Origin of the sequence: Pseudomonas sp. LA5 (assembly GCF_028640825.1) — a bacterium.
In the GTDB taxonomy this organism is placed as follows: Bacteria; Pseudomonadota; Gammaproteobacteria; order Pseudomonadales; family Pseudomonadaceae; genus Chryseomonas; species Chryseomonas aestiva.
In genome coordinates this window covers 108,899-128,108 of record NZ_JAQYZY010000024.1, presented here as the reverse complement: position 1 = coordinate 128,108, position 19,210 = coordinate 108,899, and the positions used below count along the sequence as shown (strand labels likewise).

Genomic DNA, 19,210 nt, shown 5'->3' with positions numbered 1-19,210 from the left:
CATGAGAGCGCCGACGCTCTACGCTTTGCCCAATCAGCCTGCACTACGTTGGCTCGTGACCACGCGGAACCCGCTCGACGAAAATCTGCAGCAGCAGCTGCTGGCCGGCCCGTTTTCCTCACGGAGCGCCATGTTCGTCGGCGCTCTGAACAGTCTTTTGATCAGCTGGACCTGCGCCTTCTTGCATCCCACGCCCTTGTTCCTCGGCTGGATGATTCTCGATACCCTGATCTGGCTCACCCGCCTGGTGCTGCTGCACTGCATCCAGCTGATGGACGGCCTGGCGCCGCCATGGCTCAGCGAGGTTTCACTGGTACTCGGGCTGCTCTGGACGGCTACCCTGGGTGTGGGCACGGCCGCCTGCGTTATCAGCGGCGATGGGGTGCTGCAGGTGCTGGGCTGCACCTCGGCAGTGGCCATGAACGGGGCCATCACCATGCGCAACCAGGGCATTCCACGCTATGCCTTCCTGCAGATCCTGCTCACCGACGTCCCGATGAAACTGGCCACCCTGTTCCAGCCCGAGCCCATGCTGCGGCTGTTCCTGCTGCAGGCACCGCTCTATCTCACGGCCAACTGGATACTGCTGGACAGGCTCAATCGCACCCTGGTCCGCGCACTGACGGCCGAACTCGATAGCCGCTGGCATGCCACTCACGACAGCCTGACCGGACTCTACAACCGTGCGGGCATCCTCGCGCTGCTCGAGGGCGCCCTGCACCGACCTCGTTCAGGGTCTGGGCGCGTGGCGGTCTTCTATATCGATCTGGACGACTTCAAGGGTGTTAACGACGTCCAGGGCCATGCCGCCGGCGATCGTTTGCTGCAAACCTGCGGCGAGGTATTGACTCTGAGCGTGCGGCAAAGTGATTTCGCCGGACGCCTGGGCGGCGACGAGTTCCTGCTGGTGGTGCAGGACGCCACCGAAAACGGGGCTCAGGATCTGGCCCGGCGTATCCTCGGCCGTCTGGTGCCTCAGGGTACGAGCGTGAGCATCGGCATCGCCCTGCAGCGGACCACGGAGGACAGTCCGGCCTTGCTGGCGCGGGCGGACCAGGCGCTCTACACCGCCAAGCTTGCCGGCAAGGGAGGCTTCAGTCTGGCTGATGCCCGCGCTAGCGCCGCCGGGTAATCACGCCCTGCCGCGCCACCCGCGTCAATTCCCGCACCAGGGGTGCAAGACCGGCCTGGCCGGGCGACTGCACCACGGCGAAGTCGAAGCTGTCGTCGGCAAAGCCACGCAGCTGTTCGGCGCGGTCGGCGAAGCGGATCTGCAGAGTACGACTGTGGGGCCAGCGCCTCGGCCAGCCCTCGAGATAGCGCAGCAGGGTGGGCTGATCGGGACCGCCGAGCAGGATGGCGGGATGACTGGCGAGCTTGCCCTGGGTCAGGGGGGTAAGGCGTAGCGGGAGCGGTAGCATGAACGAAATTCCGCCTCGTGGATCCAGCTGGGCGGTAGTACGAGGCCTGTTCCGTCCAGCGCTTTAGCGGTATTTGTAAGCGCCCCGCAAGTTGCTGTTTAAATCGGCGCAGGATCATCCTAGGGAGGGCCAGACTGCCCTGTCAAGCGGGCTTCACCCGTCTTCGCGGCGGATCGCCCTGGCGCTCGTCGCCGCCACGGCCGGTGCTTCCAGGCGCGCCCGTTCACGACTGAAGGCCACCCGGTACTTGTTGACGCTGGCGACGTAGTTGACCACCCCGATACCCACCTCCTCGGCGGCGATGCGTTCGACCTGGAAGAACCAGCGATCGCCGTCCAGGCCCTGTTTGCGCGCCTTGGCCCGCAGCGCCTGAACGCGCTCCGGGCCCAGGTTGTAGGCCGCCAGGGTAAAGGCGCGGCGCTCGCGCTCGGCAAGCCGCGGACTGGAGAAGAATTCTCGCCGCAGGCGCGCCAGATAGCGGGTGGCGGCCTTGACGTTGTCCTCGGCGGAATGCAGGTTGCGTACCCCGACGCTGCGCGCCGCCCGCGGGGTGATCTGCAGCAGCCCCGCGGCGCGGCCAGCACCGCGGGCATGGGGATCGAGGCCGGACTCCTTGTAGGCCATGGCGGCCAGGGTCAGCCAGTCGAAGTCGTAGGCATTGGCATAGCGCTGCAGCAGCGGCCGCACCTGGGCCAGGCGCTTGCGGTCATGGGCCTGTAGCGGATCGCGCACCTGATAGCGGCGCGCATAGGCCTGGCGAAAGGCCTTGTCGTCGTCGCGCGCCTGGGGTTGCCGGGCGAAGGCCCGTATCCGCTCGGCGAGCTGGTGCGCCGGGGCACGCAGATACCAGAGCTGCGCCTGGTCATGGGCCACCACTACCCGATCGGCGACCCGCAGGCGCGACAGCACCCGTGTCCAGCGATGCGCCAGGCCGGATTCGACGACACTGAGCGGATAGATGCCGGCCTGGGTCAGCTCCAGTACATCTTCCACCGCCAGGCTCGGATCGGCCCACTCGACCTGTACCGGCCGCAGCCTGCGCTTCTCCAGCTGGGCATTGAGCCGTTCCAGGGCCGGGCCGGCGGCGCTGCCCTGGGGCAGCACCACCCGGCGCCCGGCCAGTTGTTCCAGATGCCGTGGCAGGCGCTGACCACGTCCGCCCACTACCACCAGGCTGGCAGGCGCCGCCACCGACGCGGCGATCAGGGCCGAATGCGGCGGTGGCAGCAGGGTTTCGCCCGGCGCCACCAGATCGCCCTCGCCTCTTTGCAGCGCCGCCAGGAGGTCGTCCTTGGCCTTGGGCACGAAGACCAGGCGCAGCGGCCGGCCGCCGGGCTGCTGCCGCAGGTAGCGGGCGAAGGCCTCCAGGCGCCGATACTCGATGCCCAGCGCCTGGCCGTTCCATTCGCCGGAGCTGTGCCGACTCTGGTTGACCAGGACGCGCAACTCGCCGGTACGCTCGATGGCAGTCAGGTCGCGGGCCGCGACATGCCGCGGTGCTTCGGGTGGCAGCGCGCCGAGCCGTGCCTGGGCGGAACCGGCGAGCAGGCAGCCGAGGATGACAAGGGTGAATCGAAACGGCATCCAGGACTCCTGACCTGGCCGGGACAGCGCCGATAGCACCCGGACTACGGATAGAATGATGGAACAAAGTCTGTAGAAGGTCCGCACCATGCAATTGATCGACATCGGCGTCAACCTTACCCACCCCAGCCTGCTCAAGGAGGTGGATGCGGTGATCGAGCGGGCCCAGGCCGCCGGTGTGATGCAACTGGTGCTGACCGGTACCACCCTGGAAGACAGCGAGAACGCCCTCAATCTCTGCCTGCGCCTGGACGCCGGCGAAGCCCTGTTCAGCACCGCGGGCGTCCATCCCCACGAAGCCTCGACCTGGAACGCAGCCGCGGCCAGGACCCTGCGGGACCTGGCCGGCCAGCCCAAGGTGCGGGCCCTGGGCGAATGCGGCCTGGACTTCAATCGCGACTTCACCCCGCGACCGCAGCAGGAGCGCTGCTTCGAGGAACAGCTGGCCCTGGCCGCCGAATTGCGCCGCCCGGTGTTTCTCCACGAACGCGACGCCAGCGAGCGGATGCTGGCGATCCTGCGCGACTATCGCGACCATCTGCCGGCCGCCGTGGTGCACTGCTTCACCGGCGAGCGCAAGGCGCTCTACGGCTATCTGGATCTCGACCTGCACCTGGGCATCACCGGCTGGATCTGCGACGAGCGCCGTGGCCTGCACCTGCACGAGCTGGTCGGGCAGATCCCGGTCGGTCGGCTGATGCTGGAAACCGATGCCCCCTACCTGCTGCCGCGTACCCTCAGACCCAAGCCGCGCCATGGCCACAACGAACCGGCCTTCCTGCCGGAGATCCTGCGCACCGTGGCGCACCTGCGCAACGAAACGCCGGAGCAGACCGCCCTGCACACCACCGCCACCGCTCGTGCCTTCTTCGACCTGCCGGAGATCGCCGAGCCAGAGCGGGTGGAGGACTACGACTAGGCGCAGGACGCCGCTGCGCTAAAGTCGCGCAGGCCGGAGCCGTTAACCTCAGGGCTTGTTCCGCGGCGTCACCCTCCTCCCTGCAGGACGTTGACGCCAGTCAAGATCCGGGGCGCGCCGGCCTGCCAGGCTGTGCGGCCCCGCCGACTGGATGCCCCCTATGTTTGCCTGGCTGCGCGATATTTCCCTCAAGTACAAATTCTGGGCGGTCAACGCCGTCGCCTTCGTCACCAGCCTCTTGCTGGTGCTGTTCGCCATGCAGCTGGAAGTCTCGGGTCGCGCCGAACAGCTCAAGGCGGTCAAGGCCGCCGCGGGCGACGCGGCGGCCAGGCTGAGCGCCCCGACATTCGGCGACATCTTTATCGCCCGGGCGCCGGAATACGCCCTGGCCGTGGGTGTGTTGATGCTGGTGCTGCTGGTGGCCTCGCAGCTCCTGATCCGCTTCATCCTCGGCAATCTGCAGCGCCTCAAGGACACCATGCTGCGGGTGGAGCGCGACGGCGATCTCACCGCCCGGGTCGAGGTGCGCGGGCGTGACGAGGTCGGGCAGATGACCCAGGCCTTCAACGCCATGCAGGACAGCTACACCCGCGTCGTCGGTACCGTGGCCGCCAGCGCCTCGCGCCTGGACGAAGGCGCCGGGCGCCTGGCCAGCGGCATGCAGGGCGTCCGTGGCGGCATGCACGATCAGCAGCACGAGACCGACCAGGCCGCCACCGCGATCAACGAGATGAGCGCCACCGTGCAGCAGATCGCCGAGCACGCTGCCGGCACCCGCGACCAGTCCCGGGAGGCCGATCGCCTGGCGGGCGCCGGCCAGCAGGCGGTGGAGCGCGTCGGCCATTCCATCGCCGACCTGTCCCAAGGCGTGCAGCAGACCGCGGTGATGATCCAGGAGCTGGCCGAGAACAGCGAGCGTATCACCAGCGTGGTCAACGTCATCCACGGCATCGCCGAGCAGACCAACCTGCTGGCGCTCAACGCCGCCATCGAGGCGGCCCGCGCCGGCGAGGCCGGCCGTGGCTTCGCCGTGGTGGCCGACGAGGTCCGCAACCTGGCCAAGCGTGTCCAGGGCTCCACCGACGAGATCACGCGCATGGTCGACAGCCTCCAGGCCGGCACCCGCGATGCCGTGGAATTCATGCGCGAGAGTTCGCTCAAGGCCGACGATTGCGTGGTCCAGGCCGGCGCCGCCGGGCAGGCCCTGGCCGACATCACCGCCGCCGTGACCCTGATGCGCGACAGCAACACCCAGATCGCCGTGGCCGCGGAGCAGCAGGCCCAGGTGGCGGAAGAGATGAGCAGGTCGGTTGTAGGCATCCGCGATGTCACGGAAAGGACCATGCTGCTGACGCAGGAGTCGGCCAGCACCAGCACCGAACTGGCCGCCCTCGCAGGAACCCTGAATCAGGCGATCCGCCAGTTGCGCCTATAGCCTCCATAGCGAGAGCGCATTCGCGCGGTTGCCCGACAGGCGGCAAGATGCCCGCACGTTTTTGGAGAACCGCCATGCGCTCGGTCACCACCCTCACTTCCGCCGTTCTGTTGTTACTGGGCCTGGGCTGCATCGCCCAGGCACTCGGCAATCCGCATCCGCAACCGCTGATCCTGGCGGCCGTCGTCTGCCTGGTGGCCTTCGCCCTGCAGGAACCCGACGCCCTCCCCGTGCCTCAGTCGTTGCGCGTCTGACGCTCACGCAGCTGGCGTTTCAAGGCTTTAAGCGCCCTCGATAGCGCCGCCGGATCCGCAGGTCGACCAGCATAGCGCTGTGCCTGGAACTCCGCGGAGAACGCCATTATCGCCGCGCGTGCCGCCGGCAATTCGGCCATGGCGCGCCCGGCGAAGCTGCCGGCAGGCTCCCCGCCTTGCCGCTTTATCCCCTGGCGCGCCAGCAGGCGCTCGAACTGGCCGAAGCGCGTCAGCAGGGGATCGCGGGTCCGCTGCCAGGGCTTGAGCACCAGCAGCGCCATCACCCCGAGAACGCCCAGCACCACCACTGCCAGCAGCAGTCCCAGCCGTTGCAGCGAGCCCTCGCCGAGCAGTCGCTTGAACAGTTCGCCCTGGGCGTCTTCCTGGTAGTTGAGCACCCAGCGCTGCCAGCCGTAGTTGACGCGGTCCCAGCCCAGACGCAGTTCATTGAGCCAGGCCAGGTTGCGATAGCGATTGGCGGCGAAGGGATTGTCGGCGAGGAATTCACTGGCCGCGCCCTGGGCCGCCAGGGCCTCCTGCAAGCCGCGCTCGATCCGCTCGGGCGCTACCTGGGCGGTGGGATCGACGCTGATCCAGCCGCGCGCTGGCAGCCAGTATTCCACCCAGGCATGGGCATCGAATTGCTGCACCAGCAGATAGCCACCCGCTGCGTTGAATTCGCCGCCCTGGTAGCCCGCCACCACCCGCGCGGGGATGCCCGCCACCCGCAGGGCAAAGGTCATGGCGCCGGCATAGTGGGCGCAGAAACCTCGACGGTTGTCGAAGAGAAAGGCGTCGATGGCATCGACGCTTGCCGTAGGCGGCTGCAGGGTATAGACGAAGGGCTGCTGGCGGAAATAGGCCAGGATCGCCTGGGCCAGGGCCTCGGGCGTCGACGCCTGGGTCTTGAGCTGGGCTACCCAGGCACGGGTACGCGGTTCGCCGCCACTGGGCAGCTGCAGCGCGCGCCGCTGGCTGGAGGCGGACAGCCGCTCCGGCTCGCGGATGGCCTGCGGCCAGCTGGAAACCCGGTAGAGCAGCGCCTGGTCCACCGGGCGGCGGCGCTGCAGGTGGAAGTCGCTGGCCAGGCGCACGTCGCGCTGATCGCTGCGCGCCACGTCCAGGCCATAGAGCCAGGGCCGACCACTCGGCTCCATGACCACCTGATAATCCAGTCGGAGTCCGCGCGGCGCCCAGGCCGGTTCAGGACTCCAGGCCGTGTCGGGATCGACCGACCAGCGCGCGCCATCGAAGCGTTCGTAGGTGGTGGCCCGCCAGTAGAGATCACGCTGCGCGGGCCGGTCGCCGGCGAAGCTGACCCGGAACACCCGCTCGGCGGACTGCGACAGCTGGGCGATCTCGCCGGGCGCCATGCTGTCGCCCAGTCCGGTGCGCGCCTGGTCGCCCGCTTGCGGCAGCGACCACAGCGGACCGATGCGCGGAAACACCAGGAACAGCAGCAGCATCAGGGGCACCGCCTGCAGCAGCAGGGTACCGGCGACCTTCAGCGTCGCCAGCGGCCGACTGGCCAGGGCGCTCTGCTGCAGACCGATCAGCGCCGCCACCAGGGCGGTCACCGGCAGCAGGCTGTAGAGCGCGGCGAGCAGGCCGTCCTCGAACAGGTAGGCGATCACCACCGCGAAGAAACCCAGGTAGATCACCACCAGGGCATCGCGGCGACTGTGCATCTCGATCAGCTTGAGGGCGAAGGTCACCAGCAGCAGCACGGCACCGGCGTCCAGGCCGATGAAGGAGCCGCGCGACAGCCAGATGCCGCCCATGGTCAAGAGCAGCAGGCCGCCCTTCTCGATCCGCGTCGGCGCCCGCACCCGCATGCGGAACAGCAGCACCCGCCAGCCGGCGCACAAGGCCCAGAGCAATCCGACCCAGGGCGGCAGATGGGTGAGGTGCGGCAGGATCACCAGGGCCTGGGCCACCAGCAGCCAGATCAGGGCGATGCGCGGAATGGGTTGCGGCACGGCGGTGCTCATGTCGGCCGTCCGAACAGGGCCAGGGCCTGCAGCGCCGCGTCACGCTGGCTCTCGCCGGTGGCCGGCGCCAGCTCCACCCCAGGCAGGCGCAGGCCGAAGCGCAGCTGGCGGGCGCTGCAGTCCAGCACCGCCTGGCACAGCCAGGACAGCCGGGTCTCGGTGTCGCCATCGAGCACGCTGAAATCCAGCCAGAGTTCGCTGCCGGCCAGGGCGGTGAAGTCCTTGACCAGCAGGCCCTGCCCGCGGGAAAAGGCCTTCCAGTCCAGCCGCCGGCGTGAATCGCCGGGCTGATAGGGCCGCAGACCCTGGAAGTCGTCGGCGCCCTGTCCGGCCTGGCGCTGGCCCTCCTCGCCGCCGGCATCCTGGCCGCTGCGTAGTGGCGTCGTGGTCGCCAGGGGCTGCGGATAGACCAGGGCGCGCACGTCCAGGTCCAGCCAGCTCCAGGCGACGAACAGGCCGAGGGGAAAGCGGCTCTCCACCCGCAGCCGTCCGGGTCTCAGCCAGCCGCGGCTCGGCGCCGGGTGAAAGATCTGCAGGGCGACGCTCTCCTCCGCCGGTACGTCGCTGAGCACCAGCGGCTCGTTACGCCAGCCCAGGGCGATGCCCTGGTGCGCGCGGCCACTGCTCTCCAGGCGCAGGCGAAATCCGGCGACCTCCCCGGCGAACACCGGGCTGGCGCCGCCGCCGACCAGTTGCAGGCCGGCCAGGTTGCGATAGGTGTGCAACATGGCCACCAACGCCAGGGAAAACAGCAGGAAGGTCAGGCCATAGGCCAGGCTGTTCTGGTAGTTGATGCCGGCCAGCAGCATCAGCAGCAGGGCGATGGCGAAGGCGCCGCCCTGGCGGGTCGGCAGGATGAAGATGCGTCGCTGATCGAGGGTGATGCGATTGGCCGGCGGAATCCGCCGTGTCAGCCAGCCGTCTCGATAGCGCTGCCAAGCGCCGCCGGTCACAGCGCCGGGACTTCGCGCAGCAGCCACTGCACCAGAGCGCCGCCACCGTGCCCGGCAGGATCGGCGATGTCGCGCAGGCGATGGCCGGCCACCGCCGGCAGCACCGTCTGGACGTCCTCGGGCAGCACGTGGTCGCGCCCCGCCAGCAGCGCCCAGGCCCGCGCCGCGGCCAGCAGCGCCAGGCTGCCGCGTGGCGACAGGCCGAGGGCGAAGGAGGTCTGGGTGCGGGTGGCCTCCACCAGGCGCAGTACATAATCCACCACCGCCTCGCTGGCGTGGATGCGCGGCACCTCGGCCTGGATCAGCCGCAACTGGGCGTGATCCAGCAGGGGCTCAAGGCGCGGCAGCTGCTCGCGTCCGGAACCGCCGAGCAGCAGCGCCCGCTCGGCGGCGCGGCCGGGGTAGCCGAGCGACAGGCGCATCAGGAAGCGATCGAGCTGGGATTCCGGCAGGGCGAAGGTGCCGCCCTGGGAGATGGGATTCTGGGTGGCGATGACAAAGAAGGGATCGGGCAAGGGCCGAGTAGCGCCCTCGATGGTCACCTGCCCCTCCTCCATGGCTTCCAGCAGCGCGCTCTGGCTCTTGGGCGTGGCGCGATTGATCTCGTCGGCCAGCAGCAACTCGGCGAATACCGGACCAGGATGGAAGACGAACTGGCCGCTGTCGCGATCGAACACCGAGGTGCCGAGGATATCGCCGGGCAGCAGATCCGAGGTGAACTGGATGCGCTGGAAGGATAGCCCCAGCACCTTAGCCAGGGCATGGCTGAGGGTGGTCTTGCCCATCCCGGGCAGGTCCTCGATCAGCAGGTGACCCCGCGCCAGCAGGCAGGCCAGCGCCAGCCTGACCTGGGTTTCCTTGCCCAACAAAACGCCGTCTACCGCCTTGAGACAGGCGTTCAACCTATCGTGCATGCCCTGAGGTCTCTCGCCTTGCGCCTACCCGAGAAGGGGTCGGCCTGCAGAACGAGAATAGCAGCACCTTTTGCCGGCGACCGCCGTCCCGGAGGTTTACCGCTTATTTCAGGGTGGCGAGGATCTCTTCCACGGCGCGGGCCGGATCGGCGGCGCGGGCGATGGGCCGGCCGATCACCAGGTAGTCGGAGCCGGCATCCAGGGCTTCGCGCGGGGTGAGGATGCGGCGCTGGTCGTCCAGGGCACTGCCGGCCGGACGGATGCCGGGGGTGACCAGTTGCAGCGCCGGCTGCGCGGCCTTGAGCGCCGAGGCCTCCTGGGCCGAGCAGACCAGCCCGTCCAGGCCGGCGCGAGCGGCCAGACCGGCCAGGCGCAGGACCTGCTCCTGGGGATCCACGTCCAGGCCGATGTCGGCCAGGTCCTCGCGCTCCATGCTGGTCAGCACGGTGACACCGATCAGCAGCGGCTTGGGACCGCTCATGGCCTCCAGGGTCTCGCGGCAGGCGGTCATCATGCGCAGGCCGCCCGAGCAGTGGACATTGACCATCCAGACGCCCATCTCCGCCGCGGCCTTGACCGCCATGGCGGTGGTATTGGGAATGTCGTGGAATTTCAGGTCGAGGAAGACTTCGAAGCCGCGCGTGCGCAAGGCTTCCACCACGCCGGCGGCGCTGGCGGTGAACAGCTCCTTGCCGACCTTGACCCGACAGGTGGCGGGGTCGAGGCGGTCGGCCAGCGCCAGGGCGGCGGACGACGAAGGGAAATCCAGGGCGACGATGATGGGGGACTGGCAGGCGGACATGGGAGCTCTCGGCAAAACGGCAAAGGCCGGCATTTTCGCAGAAAAGCGCCGCCCCGGCACTTGGCCGCTGTCGGCATGCGCTCCCCTCCTTCAACTCGGCCTGAGTAATCGCTCGCGCAGCCAGTTGCCCGCCGGACCCAGTGGCCGCCGCCGCGACCAGACCACATCCACCGCTACCCGCTGCGGCCAGCCGGGAACGGCCAGTTCCACCAGCCGTCCCTGGCCGAAGGTCGCCACCAGCCACAGCGGCAGCTCGGCCCAGCCGAACCCCTGCACCGCCATGTCCAGCAGCAGCAGATAGTCGGGCGCCGACCAGCAGCGACCGCGGGTGTCCGGCAGGCGACTGACCTGCTGGGAGGCTTCGGTCACGGTGCTCAGGCGCAGCAGGCGATAGGGCGCCAGGTCGGCGGGTGTGACCCTTTCCAGCGCCGCCAGCGGGTGATCGGCAGCCACGTACAGGCCAAAGGTCACCAGGCCATCCAGGGTTGCCGCCTCGATGTCCGCCGGATAAGGCGGCTGACCCGCCAGCAAGCCCAGGTCCGCCCGCCCCTGTACCAGGTTGAGCACATCGGCGTCTTCGGCGATCAGGCATTCGAATTCGAGATCCGGATAGCGCTGGTCCAGCTCGGCCAGGAGCGCCTCATAGCGGGTGGGCTGGTAGGTATCGGAAATCACCAGGGTCAGGCGCGGCTCCACCCCGGCCGCGAGCTGGGTGGCGCGATTGGCCAGGCGGTCATGGGCCGAGAGTACGGCGCGGGCCTGGTCGAGCAGTTGCTCGCCGGCAGCCGTCAGCACCGGGTAGCGGCCCTGGCGATCGAACAGCGGCACCCCCAATTCGTCCTCCAGCCGGGCGATGCTCTCGCTGATACTGGACTGCCGCTTGCCCAACACCCGGGCCGCCGCACTGAAGGAGCCTGTCGCGGCTGCCTCGACGAAGGCCTCGAGGGCTTCGGCATTGGGATACATATCGGCTCAGCCTATGGATTCCATTTTGATCTCCCCAGCTTAACCGATGAGACTAAGGGCCTGTCCATTGTGGAGTCGTCTCATGTCCATTCCGCTCACCCAGCGTCCTGCGAGTGCTCGCGTGCTGCATGCCCTGCTTTTCGAAGGCCTCGCGGTGCTGCTCGCCACCCCGACCCTGGCCTGGCTGCTGGATCGCTCCCTAGGGCACATGGGCCTGCTCACCGCGGCCTTTTCCGCTATCGCCATGCTCTGGAATCTGGTCTTCAACCTGGGCTTCGATCGACTGCAGGAGCGCCTGGGCTTCACCCGTGGCCTGGGTGTGCGGCTGCTGCACGCCCTCGGCTTCGAAGGGGGATTAATCGTTGTGCTGGTGCCCCTGGCCGCCTGGTGGCTGTCCATCGGTCTCTGGCAGGCGCTGCTGCTGGACCTGGGACTGATCCTGTTCTTCCTGCCCTATACCCTGGCGTTCAACTGGCTCTACGACCTGGGTTACGCCGCCTGGGTCAGGCGCACGAATGCGAGCTGCCGGGCGCACTGACAGCCTATCCCGTGGTCGAAGCGATATAGCCATTCAAGGAGAAGAAAGATGCCCTGGTATGCCTGGTTGATCCTGCTGGTTGCCATCGGCTCGGTGGTCGGCAGCCTGCTCATGCTCAAGGACACGGCGCGCAAGGTGCCCTTGACCGACGAACAGAAAACCAAGATCCGGCAGCGCAATGCCGAGATGGATGCCAAGGAGGCCCAGGACCGCTGATGGCGCTCCGGGTTGTCCAGACGAAGCCCTGCCGCGTCTCGTGCGGCAGGGCTTCATAGTCTCAGGACTCCAGCGGGACCTTGGTGTTGACGTATTCCGGCACTTCCGCCAGTGGCAGGCTGCGCACCTGCTTGCGGGTCGGTCCCTGGCGCTTGGGTAGCGGCTCCAGGGATTGCGGCTGACCGCTCTGCAGAGCGCGCTCGATGGCCGCCAGCACGCGCACGTCGCGCCAGCCCTCCTCCCCGTCCATCTCCGGCTGACGATCCTCGAGGATGCAATCGGAGAAATAGGCCGTCTCACCGCCGAAGTGATCCACCACCGGCGCCTTGAACTCTTCTGTCTCCCCATCCACCGTCAGGCGACAGCCAATGGCGACGCCTTCGCCGAAACCGAAGCACGGCGAGGCCTCGATCGCGCCCTTGCGGCCCACCAGCTGGAAGCGCTCGGTGTTGGGGCCGCTGAAGCTGACGGAGAACGTCGCCAGCCGCTCTTCGGGAAAGCGCAAGGTCACGGTCACGGCATCCCAGGTGGTGATGTCGCGCCCGGGTGTCTGCACCCCGACGGCACTGACCTCGATGGGCTCGTCACCAAAGAGCGCCCGCACGGCGTTGAGTGGATAGGGCCCCATGTCGGTGACGGGACCGGCCCAGAAGCCGCTCTGGGCACGGTGGTTGGCCGTGTCGACCGGCTGGGTGAAGGTCGAGGTAAACAGGCGCGGATCGCCGATCTCGCCGTTGCGCACCCGCTCGATCATCTCCACCGTGCCCGGCTCGCAGTGCAGTCGATAGGCGATCATCAGCTTGGCTCCGGAGCGCTCAGCCGCCACGTTAATCGCCTGGCATTCTTCCTCGCTGATCGCCATGGGCTTTTCCAGCAGGACGTGAATGCCGGCGTCCAACGCCGGTACGGCGAATTCCAGATGGCGGAAATTGGGCGTGGCCAGGTAGATCGCATCAATCTCGCCAGAAGCCAGCAGCGCCGGGAATTCTTCGTAGGTATAGCTCTTGAGACCGTACTTGGCGGCCAGATCCCGCGCCTTGACGGGATCGCCGGTGACCAGGGCGGTCATTTCGGAATTGCGGGTCTGGCCGACCCCGGGCATGAAGGCGCCCTGGGAAATCCAGCCACCGCCTACCACCGCATAACGAATCTTGCCTGTCGCACTGGACATGGAACGCTCCCGAATCCGGGCAGACGTTGTGTCCGCCACCTGAACTGTCGGCAAGCGTTGCGGCGATGAAGTTCCGGGCCGATGTTCTGCACCGACCACCTGGCAGCCACGGACTAGCGCCGAAAGCGCAATTCGACCTCCGCCCCTTCGAAGTCGTCGCTGCGATCGCGACTGATCACCCGACCGCCGAGTTCAAAACGACCGGGGTCGCCTTCCTTGCGAAACAGCTGGGGCAGCAGACCCGCCTCGGCGACGTTGTTGTCGGCCTTGCCCGAGCCCAGGCGGCGAGCGCTCACCGACGGGGACGCCGCCGTTTCACCGGGTACACTGAGGTCGAGCGGATGGGTGACAGCCGGCGCCGGCTTGGACACGGCAGGCTTCTTGAGCTGGCTGTTCCTGGCCAGGTCCTGTTTCTTGGGTGGCGGTGCAGGCAGCACGAAGGCCCTGGTCGGGAGCGGGTCCAGGCGGTAGGCGCGCAGATCGGCGGCGCTGCCCTGGGGCTCGATTGCCACCGATGACGTCGGCGCCTCTGGCGCTGGCGCCGCTGCCGAAGGCGCCTTGGCGGTGGCGGGCGGTGACTCGCTATCGCAGCCCGCCAGCAGCAGGGTCACGGCCAGCACCGTCGTTGCCAGGTATCCACGCATAGGTTCACCACACTCAGGATATCGCCCCCGGAGCGAGGCACCAGGCGCGACAGGGGGCAGTCTCTACAACCGACTCCGCTGCCCCGTGGCGGGTTCCAGGCGTGCCGCTAGGCGGCCAGGCTTTCCTGGCAGAGCTGACGGGCGAGCAGCCCGAGGATCATCAGCGCCCGTTGAGCGTCGCGCCCCCAGGGCAGACCGCAATTGAGACGGATGCAGTGATTGAACTGGTCGGTGTTGCTGAAGATCATGCCCGGCGCGATGCTCACCCCCTGATCCAGGGCACGCTGGTGCAGCAGGCGGGTGTCCACCCGCACCGGCAGGCTGACCCAGAGGATGAAGCCGCCATTGGGCCGACTCATCTGGGTGCCCTCGGGAAAGTGCTCCTGGATCGCCAGCTGGAAGGCGGTCATGTTGCGTCGGTATTCCTGGCGGATGGCCCGCAGGTGGCGGTCATAGCCGCCGTTCTCCAGATAGGCGGAGACCCCCATCTGGGTCACGCTGCAGGCGGAATGGGTGGTAAAGGTCTGCAGGCGGCAGATGTCTTCCTGGTAGGGCCCGGCCACCACCCAGCCGATGCGGACACCGGGCGAAAGGGTCTTGGAAAAGCTCGAGCAGTAGATGACCCGACCCTGCTTGTCGAGCGCCTTGAGCGCCTTGGAGCCGCTGTCGTAGGTCAGCTCGCCATAGATGTCGTCTTCGACGATGGCGATGTTGCGCTCCGCCGCCAATCTGAGCAGCTGCTTCTGCCGCGCCTCCGGCATGCTGCCCCCCAGGGGATTGCTCAGCCGCGCGGCCACCACCAGGGCCTTGACCGGCCACTGGCTCGCGGCCAGCTGCAGCGCCTCCACGCTGAGCCCGGTCTCGGGATCGCAGGGGATCTCGATCACCTTGAGGCCCAGCACCTCGGCCAGCTGCAGCAGCCCGTAGTAGGACGGCGATTCGGTAGCGATCAGGTCGCCCGGCTTGGTCAGCACCCGCAGCGACATCTGCAGCGCATCCACGCAGCCATGGGTGATCACCACCTCTTCCGGACCCACCACCACCCCCGCATCGCGCAGGCGGATGGCCACCTGGCGGCGCAGGGGCTCGTAGCCCGGACTGTGCAGATAGGAAAAGGCCGCGCGGGCCTGGAAACGGGTCACCTTGGACAGTTGCTGGTGCAGGGCCCGCAAGGGCAGGTAGTCGGGCTGGGGGACCGCCATGCCGAGGGGCACCACGCCTTCCCGCCGCGATTCCGCCAGCACCTGGTTGATGATGCCCGCGCGGGTCACCAGGCTGGGCCGCTCCACCGTGGCGATGTCCGGCGTCGGCGCGGTCAGCGCCGGGGTCTGGTGCACATAGAAGCCCGATTGCGGCCGGGCCCGGATCAGCCCCTGGTCTTCCAGGGTGGCATAGGCCTGCAGCACGCTGGCATGGCTGACGCCCAACTGCTGACTCAGCTTGCGCACCGAAGGCACCCGTTCGCCGGGCTTGTAGACCCCCGTGCGGATGTCGTTCGCCAGTTGCTGGGCGATGCGCTGGTAGAGCAACAGATTGGTCATGGCGTCTTCCTGGACGAAAGCGGAACAGTAGCAGGCTACCCTGAAGGTATACCGGTACAGCTAGGCCTGACCTTAACCCTTCCCTTCCCGAGGCGGCAATGTCCAAAAACGACAAGGAACCGGCGCACCCCGCCTTGACGTCAGGGGCTCTGCCAGAGGCCTTGCCGCGCCCATGAAAAAGCCCGCCAAAGGGCGGGCTCTTGCACGGGGGTGGGCCTCAGATGGCCTTTTCCAGCTCGGGGATCAATTCGAACAGGTCACCCACCAAGCCGTAGTCGGCCACCTGGAAGATCGGCGCCTCCTCGTCCTTATTGATGGCGACGATCACCTTGGAATCCTTCATGCCCGCCAGGTGCTGGATGGCCCCGGAGATGCCGACGGCGATGTACAGCTGCGGCGCGACGATCTTGCCGGTCTGGCCGACCTGCATGTCGTTGGGCACGAAGCCGGCGTCCACCGCAGCGCGCGAGGCACCCACCGCCGCGCCCAGCTTGTCGGCCAGGGCGTAGAGGATCTTGAAGTTGTCACCGTTCTGCAGACCGCGACCACCGGAGACCACCACCTTGGCGGCGCCCAGCTCGGGACGGTCGGACTTGGCCAGCTCTTCGCCGACAAAGCTGGAGATGTCGGCATCCTTGACCAGGCTCACGGCTTCGATGGCGGCGGAACCGCCCTCGGCGGCGACCGGATCGAAACCGGTGGCGCGCACGGTGATCACCTTGACCGGCGCCGTGGAGCGCACGGTGGCGATGGCGTTGCCGGCATAGATCGGCCGCTTGAAGGTGTCGGCGGATTCGACGGCGATGATCTCGGAGATCTGGTCGACGTCCAGCAGCGCGGCGACGCGCGGCAGGAAGTTCTTGCCATTGGTGCTGGCAGCGGCCAGTACGTGGCTGTAGTTGGCGGCCAGCTCGACCACCAGCGGCGCGACGTTTTCCGGCAACTGGTGCGCGTAGGCGGCGTTGTCGGCCAGCAGCACCTTGCCGACGCCGGCGAGCTTGGCGGCGGCGTCGGCGACCGGCTGGGCGTTCTGCCCGGCGACCAGCACATGAATGTCGCCGCCGATGGCCTGGGCCGCGGCAACGGTGTTCAGGGTAGCGCCGAAGAGGTTGGCGTTGTCGTGGTCGGCAATGACGAGAATGGCCATCAGATCACCTTAGCTTCGTTCTTGAGTTTTTCGACCAGCTCGGCCACGGACTTGACCTTGATGCCCGCCTGACGACCCGCCGGGGCTTCCACCTTGACCACCTCGTAGGAGGCTTTCACCGCCACGCCCAGGGCATCCGGGGTCAGGGTTTCCAGCGGCTTCTTCTTGGCCTTCATGATGTTGGGCAGCGAGGCGTAGCGCGGTTCGTTGAGGCGCAGGTCGGTGGTCACCACCGCCGGCAGCTTGAGCGCCACGGTCTGCAGACCGCCATCGATCTCGCGGGTCACGTTGAGGCCGTCAGCGGCCTGCTCCACCTTGGAGGCGAAGGTGCCCTGGGCGAAGCCGGTCAGAGCGGCCAGCATCTGGCCGGTCTGGTTGTTGTCGCTGTCGATGGCCTGCTTGCCGAGGATCACCAGCTGCGGCTGTTCCTTGTCCACCACGGCCTTGAGCAGCTTGGCGGTGGTCAGCGACGACAGCTCGGCGGTACCGGTGTCGATCAGCACGGCGCGATCGGCGCCCAGTGCCAGGGCGGTACGCAGTTGTTCCTGCGCCTGGGCGGGACCCGCGGTCACGACCACGATCTCGCTGGCGATACCCTTTTCCTTCAGGCGCACCGCTTCTTCCACGGCGATCTCGCAGAAGGGGTTCATGGACATCTTGACGTTGGCCAGGTCGACACCGGTCTGGTCGGCCTTGACGCGGACCTTGACGTTGTAGTCCACCACGCGTTTGACAGCTACGAGAACCTTCATGAATCCCTCGATTTATTCTGGTGAATAAACAGGACGCCAAGGCGACCTTGCGTTGGACACGACCCCTGCCGCTCCAAGCTTGTTGCAAATTCTTCTTATGTTGACCTCCACGGCAGCAGGGGTCAACGCGACAGTCCGTCAGGGGCTGGTAACTCCCGAGTCTAACAGGCTTGCAGAAAATTTAAACAAACGTTTGAATGGGTACCAGGGAGCACGCCGGATATAATGAAGTCTTTTGTTGCATCCCTACATAAATAACCAGATCGTGAGTTTTGCCTGAGGAGAGTGAGCCGTGGAACGCGAATACATGGAATTCGACGTGGTGATCGTCGGGGCCGGCCCCGCGGGCCTGTCCGCGGCCTGTCGCCTCAAGCAGCAGGCGGCCGAAAACGGCCAGGAGATCAGTGTCTGCGTGGTCGAGAAAGGCTCCGAGGTCGGTGCCCACATTCTCTCCGGCGCGGTCTTCGAACCCCGCGCCCTGGACGAGCTCTTTCCCAACTGGAAGGAACTCGGCGCGCCCCTGAACACCCCGGTCAAGCGCGACGACATCTACCTGCTCAAGGATGATCACCAGGCGACCAAGGTGCCGAATTTCTTCGTGCCCAAGCCCATGCACAACGAAGGCAACTACATCATCTCCCTGGGCAATCTCTGCCGCTGGCTCGGCCAGCAGGCCGAAGCCCTGGGCGTGGAGATCTATCCGGGCTTCGCGGCCCAGGAGCCGCTGATCGATGAGCAGGGTGTGGTGCGCGGCATCATCACCGGCGATCTGGGCGTGGATCGCGAAGGTCAGCCCAAGGAGGGGGTCTACACCCCCGGCATGGAGCTGCGCGGCAAGTACACCCTGTTCGCCGAAGGCTGCCGTGGCCATCTGGGCAAGCAGCTGGGCCAGAGATTCAAGCTCGGCGAAGGCGCCGATCCGCAGCACTACGGCATCGGCATCAAGGAGCTGTGGGAGATCGATCCGGCCAAGCACGAGCAGGGTCTGGTGATCCACACCTCCGGCTGGCCGCTGGACAAGGAAAACCCGGGCGGTTCCTTCCTCTATCACCTGGAAGACAACCAGGTGGTGGTCGGCCTGATCGTCGACCTGGCCTACAGCAATCCGCACCTCTCGCCCTATGATGAATTCCAGCGCTACAAGCACCACCCGGTGGTGGCCCAGTACCTGGAAGGCGGCAAGCGCGTCTCCTACGGCGCCCGTGCCCTGGTCAAGGGCGGCCTGAATTCCCTGCCGAAGATGGTCTTCCCCGGTGGCGCCCTGATCGGCTGCGACCTGGGCACCCTCAATCCGGCCAAGATCAAGGGCAGCCACACCGCCATGAAGTCCGGCATGCTCGCCGCCGACGCCATCGTCGCCGCCCTGGCGGCCGGTCGCGAAGGCGACGAACTCCAGGGTTACGTCGACGGCTTCAAGGGCAGCTGGGTGCAGGAAGAGCTGCACGCCAGCCGCAACTTCGGTCCGGCCATGCACAAGTTCGGTCCGCTACTGGGCCCGGCCTTCGCCTTCGTCGAGCACAACCTGCTGGGTGGCGCCCTGCCCTTCACCCTGCACGATCGGCGCATGGACCACACCTGCCTGAAGAAGGCCGACGAGGCGCCGCGCATCAGCTATCCCAAGCCGGATGGCAAGCTGAGCTTCGACAAGCTGTCCTCGGTGTTCCTCTCCAACACCAACCACGAGGAAGACCAGCCGGTTCACCTGAAGCTCAGGGATCCCTCGATTCCCATCGCGCAGAACCTGCCGCTGTACGATGAACCCGCCCAGCGCTACTGCCCGGCCGGGGTCTACGAGGTGGTCCGCGATGGCGGCGAGCCGCGCTTCCAGATCAATGCCCAGAACTGCGTCCACTGCAAGACCTGCGACATCAAGGACCCGGCGCAGAACATCACCTGGGTAGCGCCGGAAGGCAGCGGTGGTCCCAACTACCCCAACATGTAAGCGTAAAAAAGGGCCCTGCG

19 protein-coding genes are annotated in these 19,210 nt (G+C 67.2%); 7 read left to right on the top strand and 12 right to left on the bottom strand.

Annotated elements, in window-relative coordinates; all coding sequences use genetic code 11:
* Positions 1 to 55 precede the first annotated feature (55 nt).
* Positions 56 to 1,132, top strand: coding sequence for a GGDEF domain-containing protein (locus tag PVZ72_RS05415; RefSeq protein WP_273861380.1), 1,077 nt, complete (start codon positions 56 to 58; stop codon positions 1,130 to 1,132).
* On the opposite strand, the gene PVZ72_RS05410 is transcribed toward PVZ72_RS05415, so the two are convergent.
* Together PVZ72_RS05410 and PVZ72_RS05405 are read right to left on the bottom strand one after the other, a co-directional pair.
* Positions 1,116 to 1,421: a hypothetical protein gene (locus tag PVZ72_RS05410; RefSeq protein WP_187980007.1), complete on the bottom strand. Its 306-nt coding sequence runs from the start codon at positions 1,419 to 1,421 to the stop codon at positions 1,116 to 1,118. The two genes, PVZ72_RS05415 and PVZ72_RS05410, sit on opposite strands and share 17 nt — an antisense overlap.
* Positions 1,422 to 1,574: 153 nt before the next feature.
* Complete coding sequence (locus tag PVZ72_RS05405) at positions 1,575 to 3,005, bottom strand: transglycosylase SLT domain-containing protein (protein WP_273861379.1); 1,431 nt, start codon at positions 3,003 to 3,005, stop codon at positions 1,575 to 1,577.
* Between the two features lie 88 nt (positions 3,006 to 3,093).
* Here PVZ72_RS05405 and PVZ72_RS05400 point away from each other — a divergent pair, with 88 nt between their 5' ends.
* The 3 genes from PVZ72_RS05400 (at position 3,094) to PVZ72_RS05390 (ending at position 5,613) form a co-directional block, all read left to right on the top strand.
* The gene (locus PVZ72_RS05400; RefSeq protein ID WP_273861378.1) at positions 3,094 to 3,924 is read left to right on the top strand and encodes a TatD family hydrolase; all 831 of its coding nucleotides are present in this window, start codon (positions 3,094 to 3,096) and stop codon (positions 3,922 to 3,924) included.
* 160 nt (positions 3,925 to 4,084) lie between these two features.
* A complete protein-coding gene (locus tag PVZ72_RS05395; RefSeq protein WP_273861377.1) occupies positions 4,085 to 5,359 on the top strand; it encodes a methyl-accepting chemotaxis protein in 1,275 nt (424 codons plus the stop codon).
* A 74-nt stretch (positions 5,360 to 5,433) separates the two neighbouring features.
* Complete coding sequence (locus tag PVZ72_RS05390; protein ID WP_133862705.1) at positions 5,434 to 5,613, top strand: hypothetical protein; 180 nt, start codon at positions 5,434 to 5,436, stop codon at positions 5,611 to 5,613.
* Here the strand turns inward: PVZ72_RS05390 and PVZ72_RS05385 are convergent.
* The 5 genes from PVZ72_RS05385 to PVZ72_RS05365 all read right to left on the bottom strand — a co-directional run bounded on the left by PVZ72_RS05385 (position 5,595) and on the right by PVZ72_RS05365 (position 11,239).
* Entirely contained in the window at positions 5,595 to 7,604 is a 2,010-nt protein-coding gene (locus tag PVZ72_RS05385; RefSeq protein ID WP_273861376.1) for a transglutaminase TgpA family protein, read from the bottom strand. The genes PVZ72_RS05390 and PVZ72_RS05385 overlap by 19 nt on opposite strands.
* A complete protein-coding gene (locus tag PVZ72_RS05380; RefSeq protein ID WP_187980012.1) occupies positions 7,601 to 8,557 on the bottom strand; it encodes a DUF58 domain-containing protein in 957 nt (318 codons plus the stop codon). The genes PVZ72_RS05385 and PVZ72_RS05380 overlap by 4 nt, the downstream gene beginning before the upstream one ends.
* A complete protein-coding gene (locus tag PVZ72_RS05375; RefSeq protein ID WP_007160574.1) occupies positions 8,554 to 9,471 on the bottom strand; it encodes an AAA family ATPase in 918 nt (305 codons plus the stop codon). The genes PVZ72_RS05380 and PVZ72_RS05375 overlap by 4 nt, the downstream gene beginning before the upstream one ends.
* A gap of 103 nt (positions 9,472 to 9,574) precedes the next feature.
* The gene (gene pyrF, locus PVZ72_RS05370) at positions 9,575 to 10,273 is read right to left on the bottom strand and encodes an orotidine-5'-phosphate decarboxylase (RefSeq protein ID WP_187980013.1); all 699 of its coding nucleotides are present in this window, start codon (positions 10,271 to 10,273) and stop codon (positions 9,575 to 9,577) included.
* Positions 10,274 to 10,363: 90 nt separating this feature from the next.
* The gene (locus PVZ72_RS05365; protein WP_273861375.1) at positions 10,364 to 11,239 is read right to left on the bottom strand and encodes a LysR family transcriptional regulator; all 876 of its coding nucleotides are present in this window, start codon (positions 11,237 to 11,239) and stop codon (positions 10,364 to 10,366) included.
* Positions 11,240 to 11,321: 82 nt separating this feature from the next.
* Between PVZ72_RS05365 and PVZ72_RS05360 the strand changes: the two genes are divergently transcribed.
* A complete protein-coding gene (locus PVZ72_RS05360) occupies positions 11,322 to 11,777 on the top strand; it encodes a multidrug/biocide efflux PACE transporter (RefSeq protein WP_187980015.1) in 456 nt (151 codons plus the stop codon).
* A 48-nt stretch (positions 11,778 to 11,825) separates the two neighbouring features.
* Positions 11,826 to 11,993: a DUF2897 family protein gene (locus tag PVZ72_RS05355; RefSeq protein ID WP_007160578.1), complete on the top strand. Its 168-nt coding sequence runs from the start codon at positions 11,826 to 11,828 to the stop codon at positions 11,991 to 11,993.
* A 61-nt stretch (positions 11,994 to 12,054) separates the two neighbouring features.
* Here PVZ72_RS05355 and PVZ72_RS05350 read toward each other — a convergent pair whose 3' ends face one another.
* The 5 genes from PVZ72_RS05350 to PVZ72_RS05330 all read right to left on the bottom strand — a co-directional run bounded on the left by PVZ72_RS05350 (position 12,055) and on the right by PVZ72_RS05330 (position 17,248).
* Positions 12,055 to 13,164, bottom strand: coding sequence for a Gfo/Idh/MocA family protein (locus PVZ72_RS05350; protein WP_273861374.1), 1,110 nt, complete (start codon positions 13,162 to 13,164; stop codon positions 12,055 to 12,057).
* Positions 13,165 to 13,277: 113 nt separating this feature from the next.
* A complete protein-coding gene (locus tag PVZ72_RS05345; protein WP_273861373.1) occupies positions 13,278 to 13,808 on the bottom strand; it encodes a hypothetical protein in 531 nt (176 codons plus the stop codon).
* A gap of 107 nt (positions 13,809 to 13,915) precedes the next feature.
* Positions 13,916 to 15,349 (bottom strand): aminotransferase-like domain-containing protein, encoded by a 1,434-nt coding sequence (locus tag PVZ72_RS05340; protein ID WP_133862696.1) that lies wholly within the window; start codon positions 15,347 to 15,349, stop codon positions 13,916 to 13,918.
* A gap of 217 nt (positions 15,350 to 15,566) precedes the next feature.
* The gene (locus tag PVZ72_RS05335; protein WP_273861372.1) at positions 15,567 to 16,496 is read right to left on the bottom strand and encodes an electron transfer flavoprotein subunit alpha/FixB family protein; all 930 of its coding nucleotides are present in this window, start codon (positions 16,494 to 16,496) and stop codon (positions 15,567 to 15,569) included.
* The gene (locus PVZ72_RS05330; RefSeq protein ID WP_133862694.1) at positions 16,496 to 17,248 is read right to left on the bottom strand and encodes an electron transfer flavoprotein subunit beta/FixA family protein; all 753 of its coding nucleotides are present in this window, start codon (positions 17,246 to 17,248) and stop codon (positions 16,496 to 16,498) included. Before PVZ72_RS05330 ends, PVZ72_RS05335 begins: the two co-directional genes overlap by 1 nt.
* 292 nt (positions 17,249 to 17,540) lie before the next feature.
* On the opposite strand from PVZ72_RS05330, the gene PVZ72_RS05325 reads away from it, so the two are divergent.
* Positions 17,541 to 19,190 (top strand): electron transfer flavoprotein-ubiquinone oxidoreductase, encoded by a 1,650-nt coding sequence (locus PVZ72_RS05325; RefSeq protein ID WP_187980018.1) that lies wholly within the window; start codon positions 17,541 to 17,543, stop codon positions 19,188 to 19,190.
* Positions 19,191 to 19,210 lie beyond the last annotated feature (20 nt).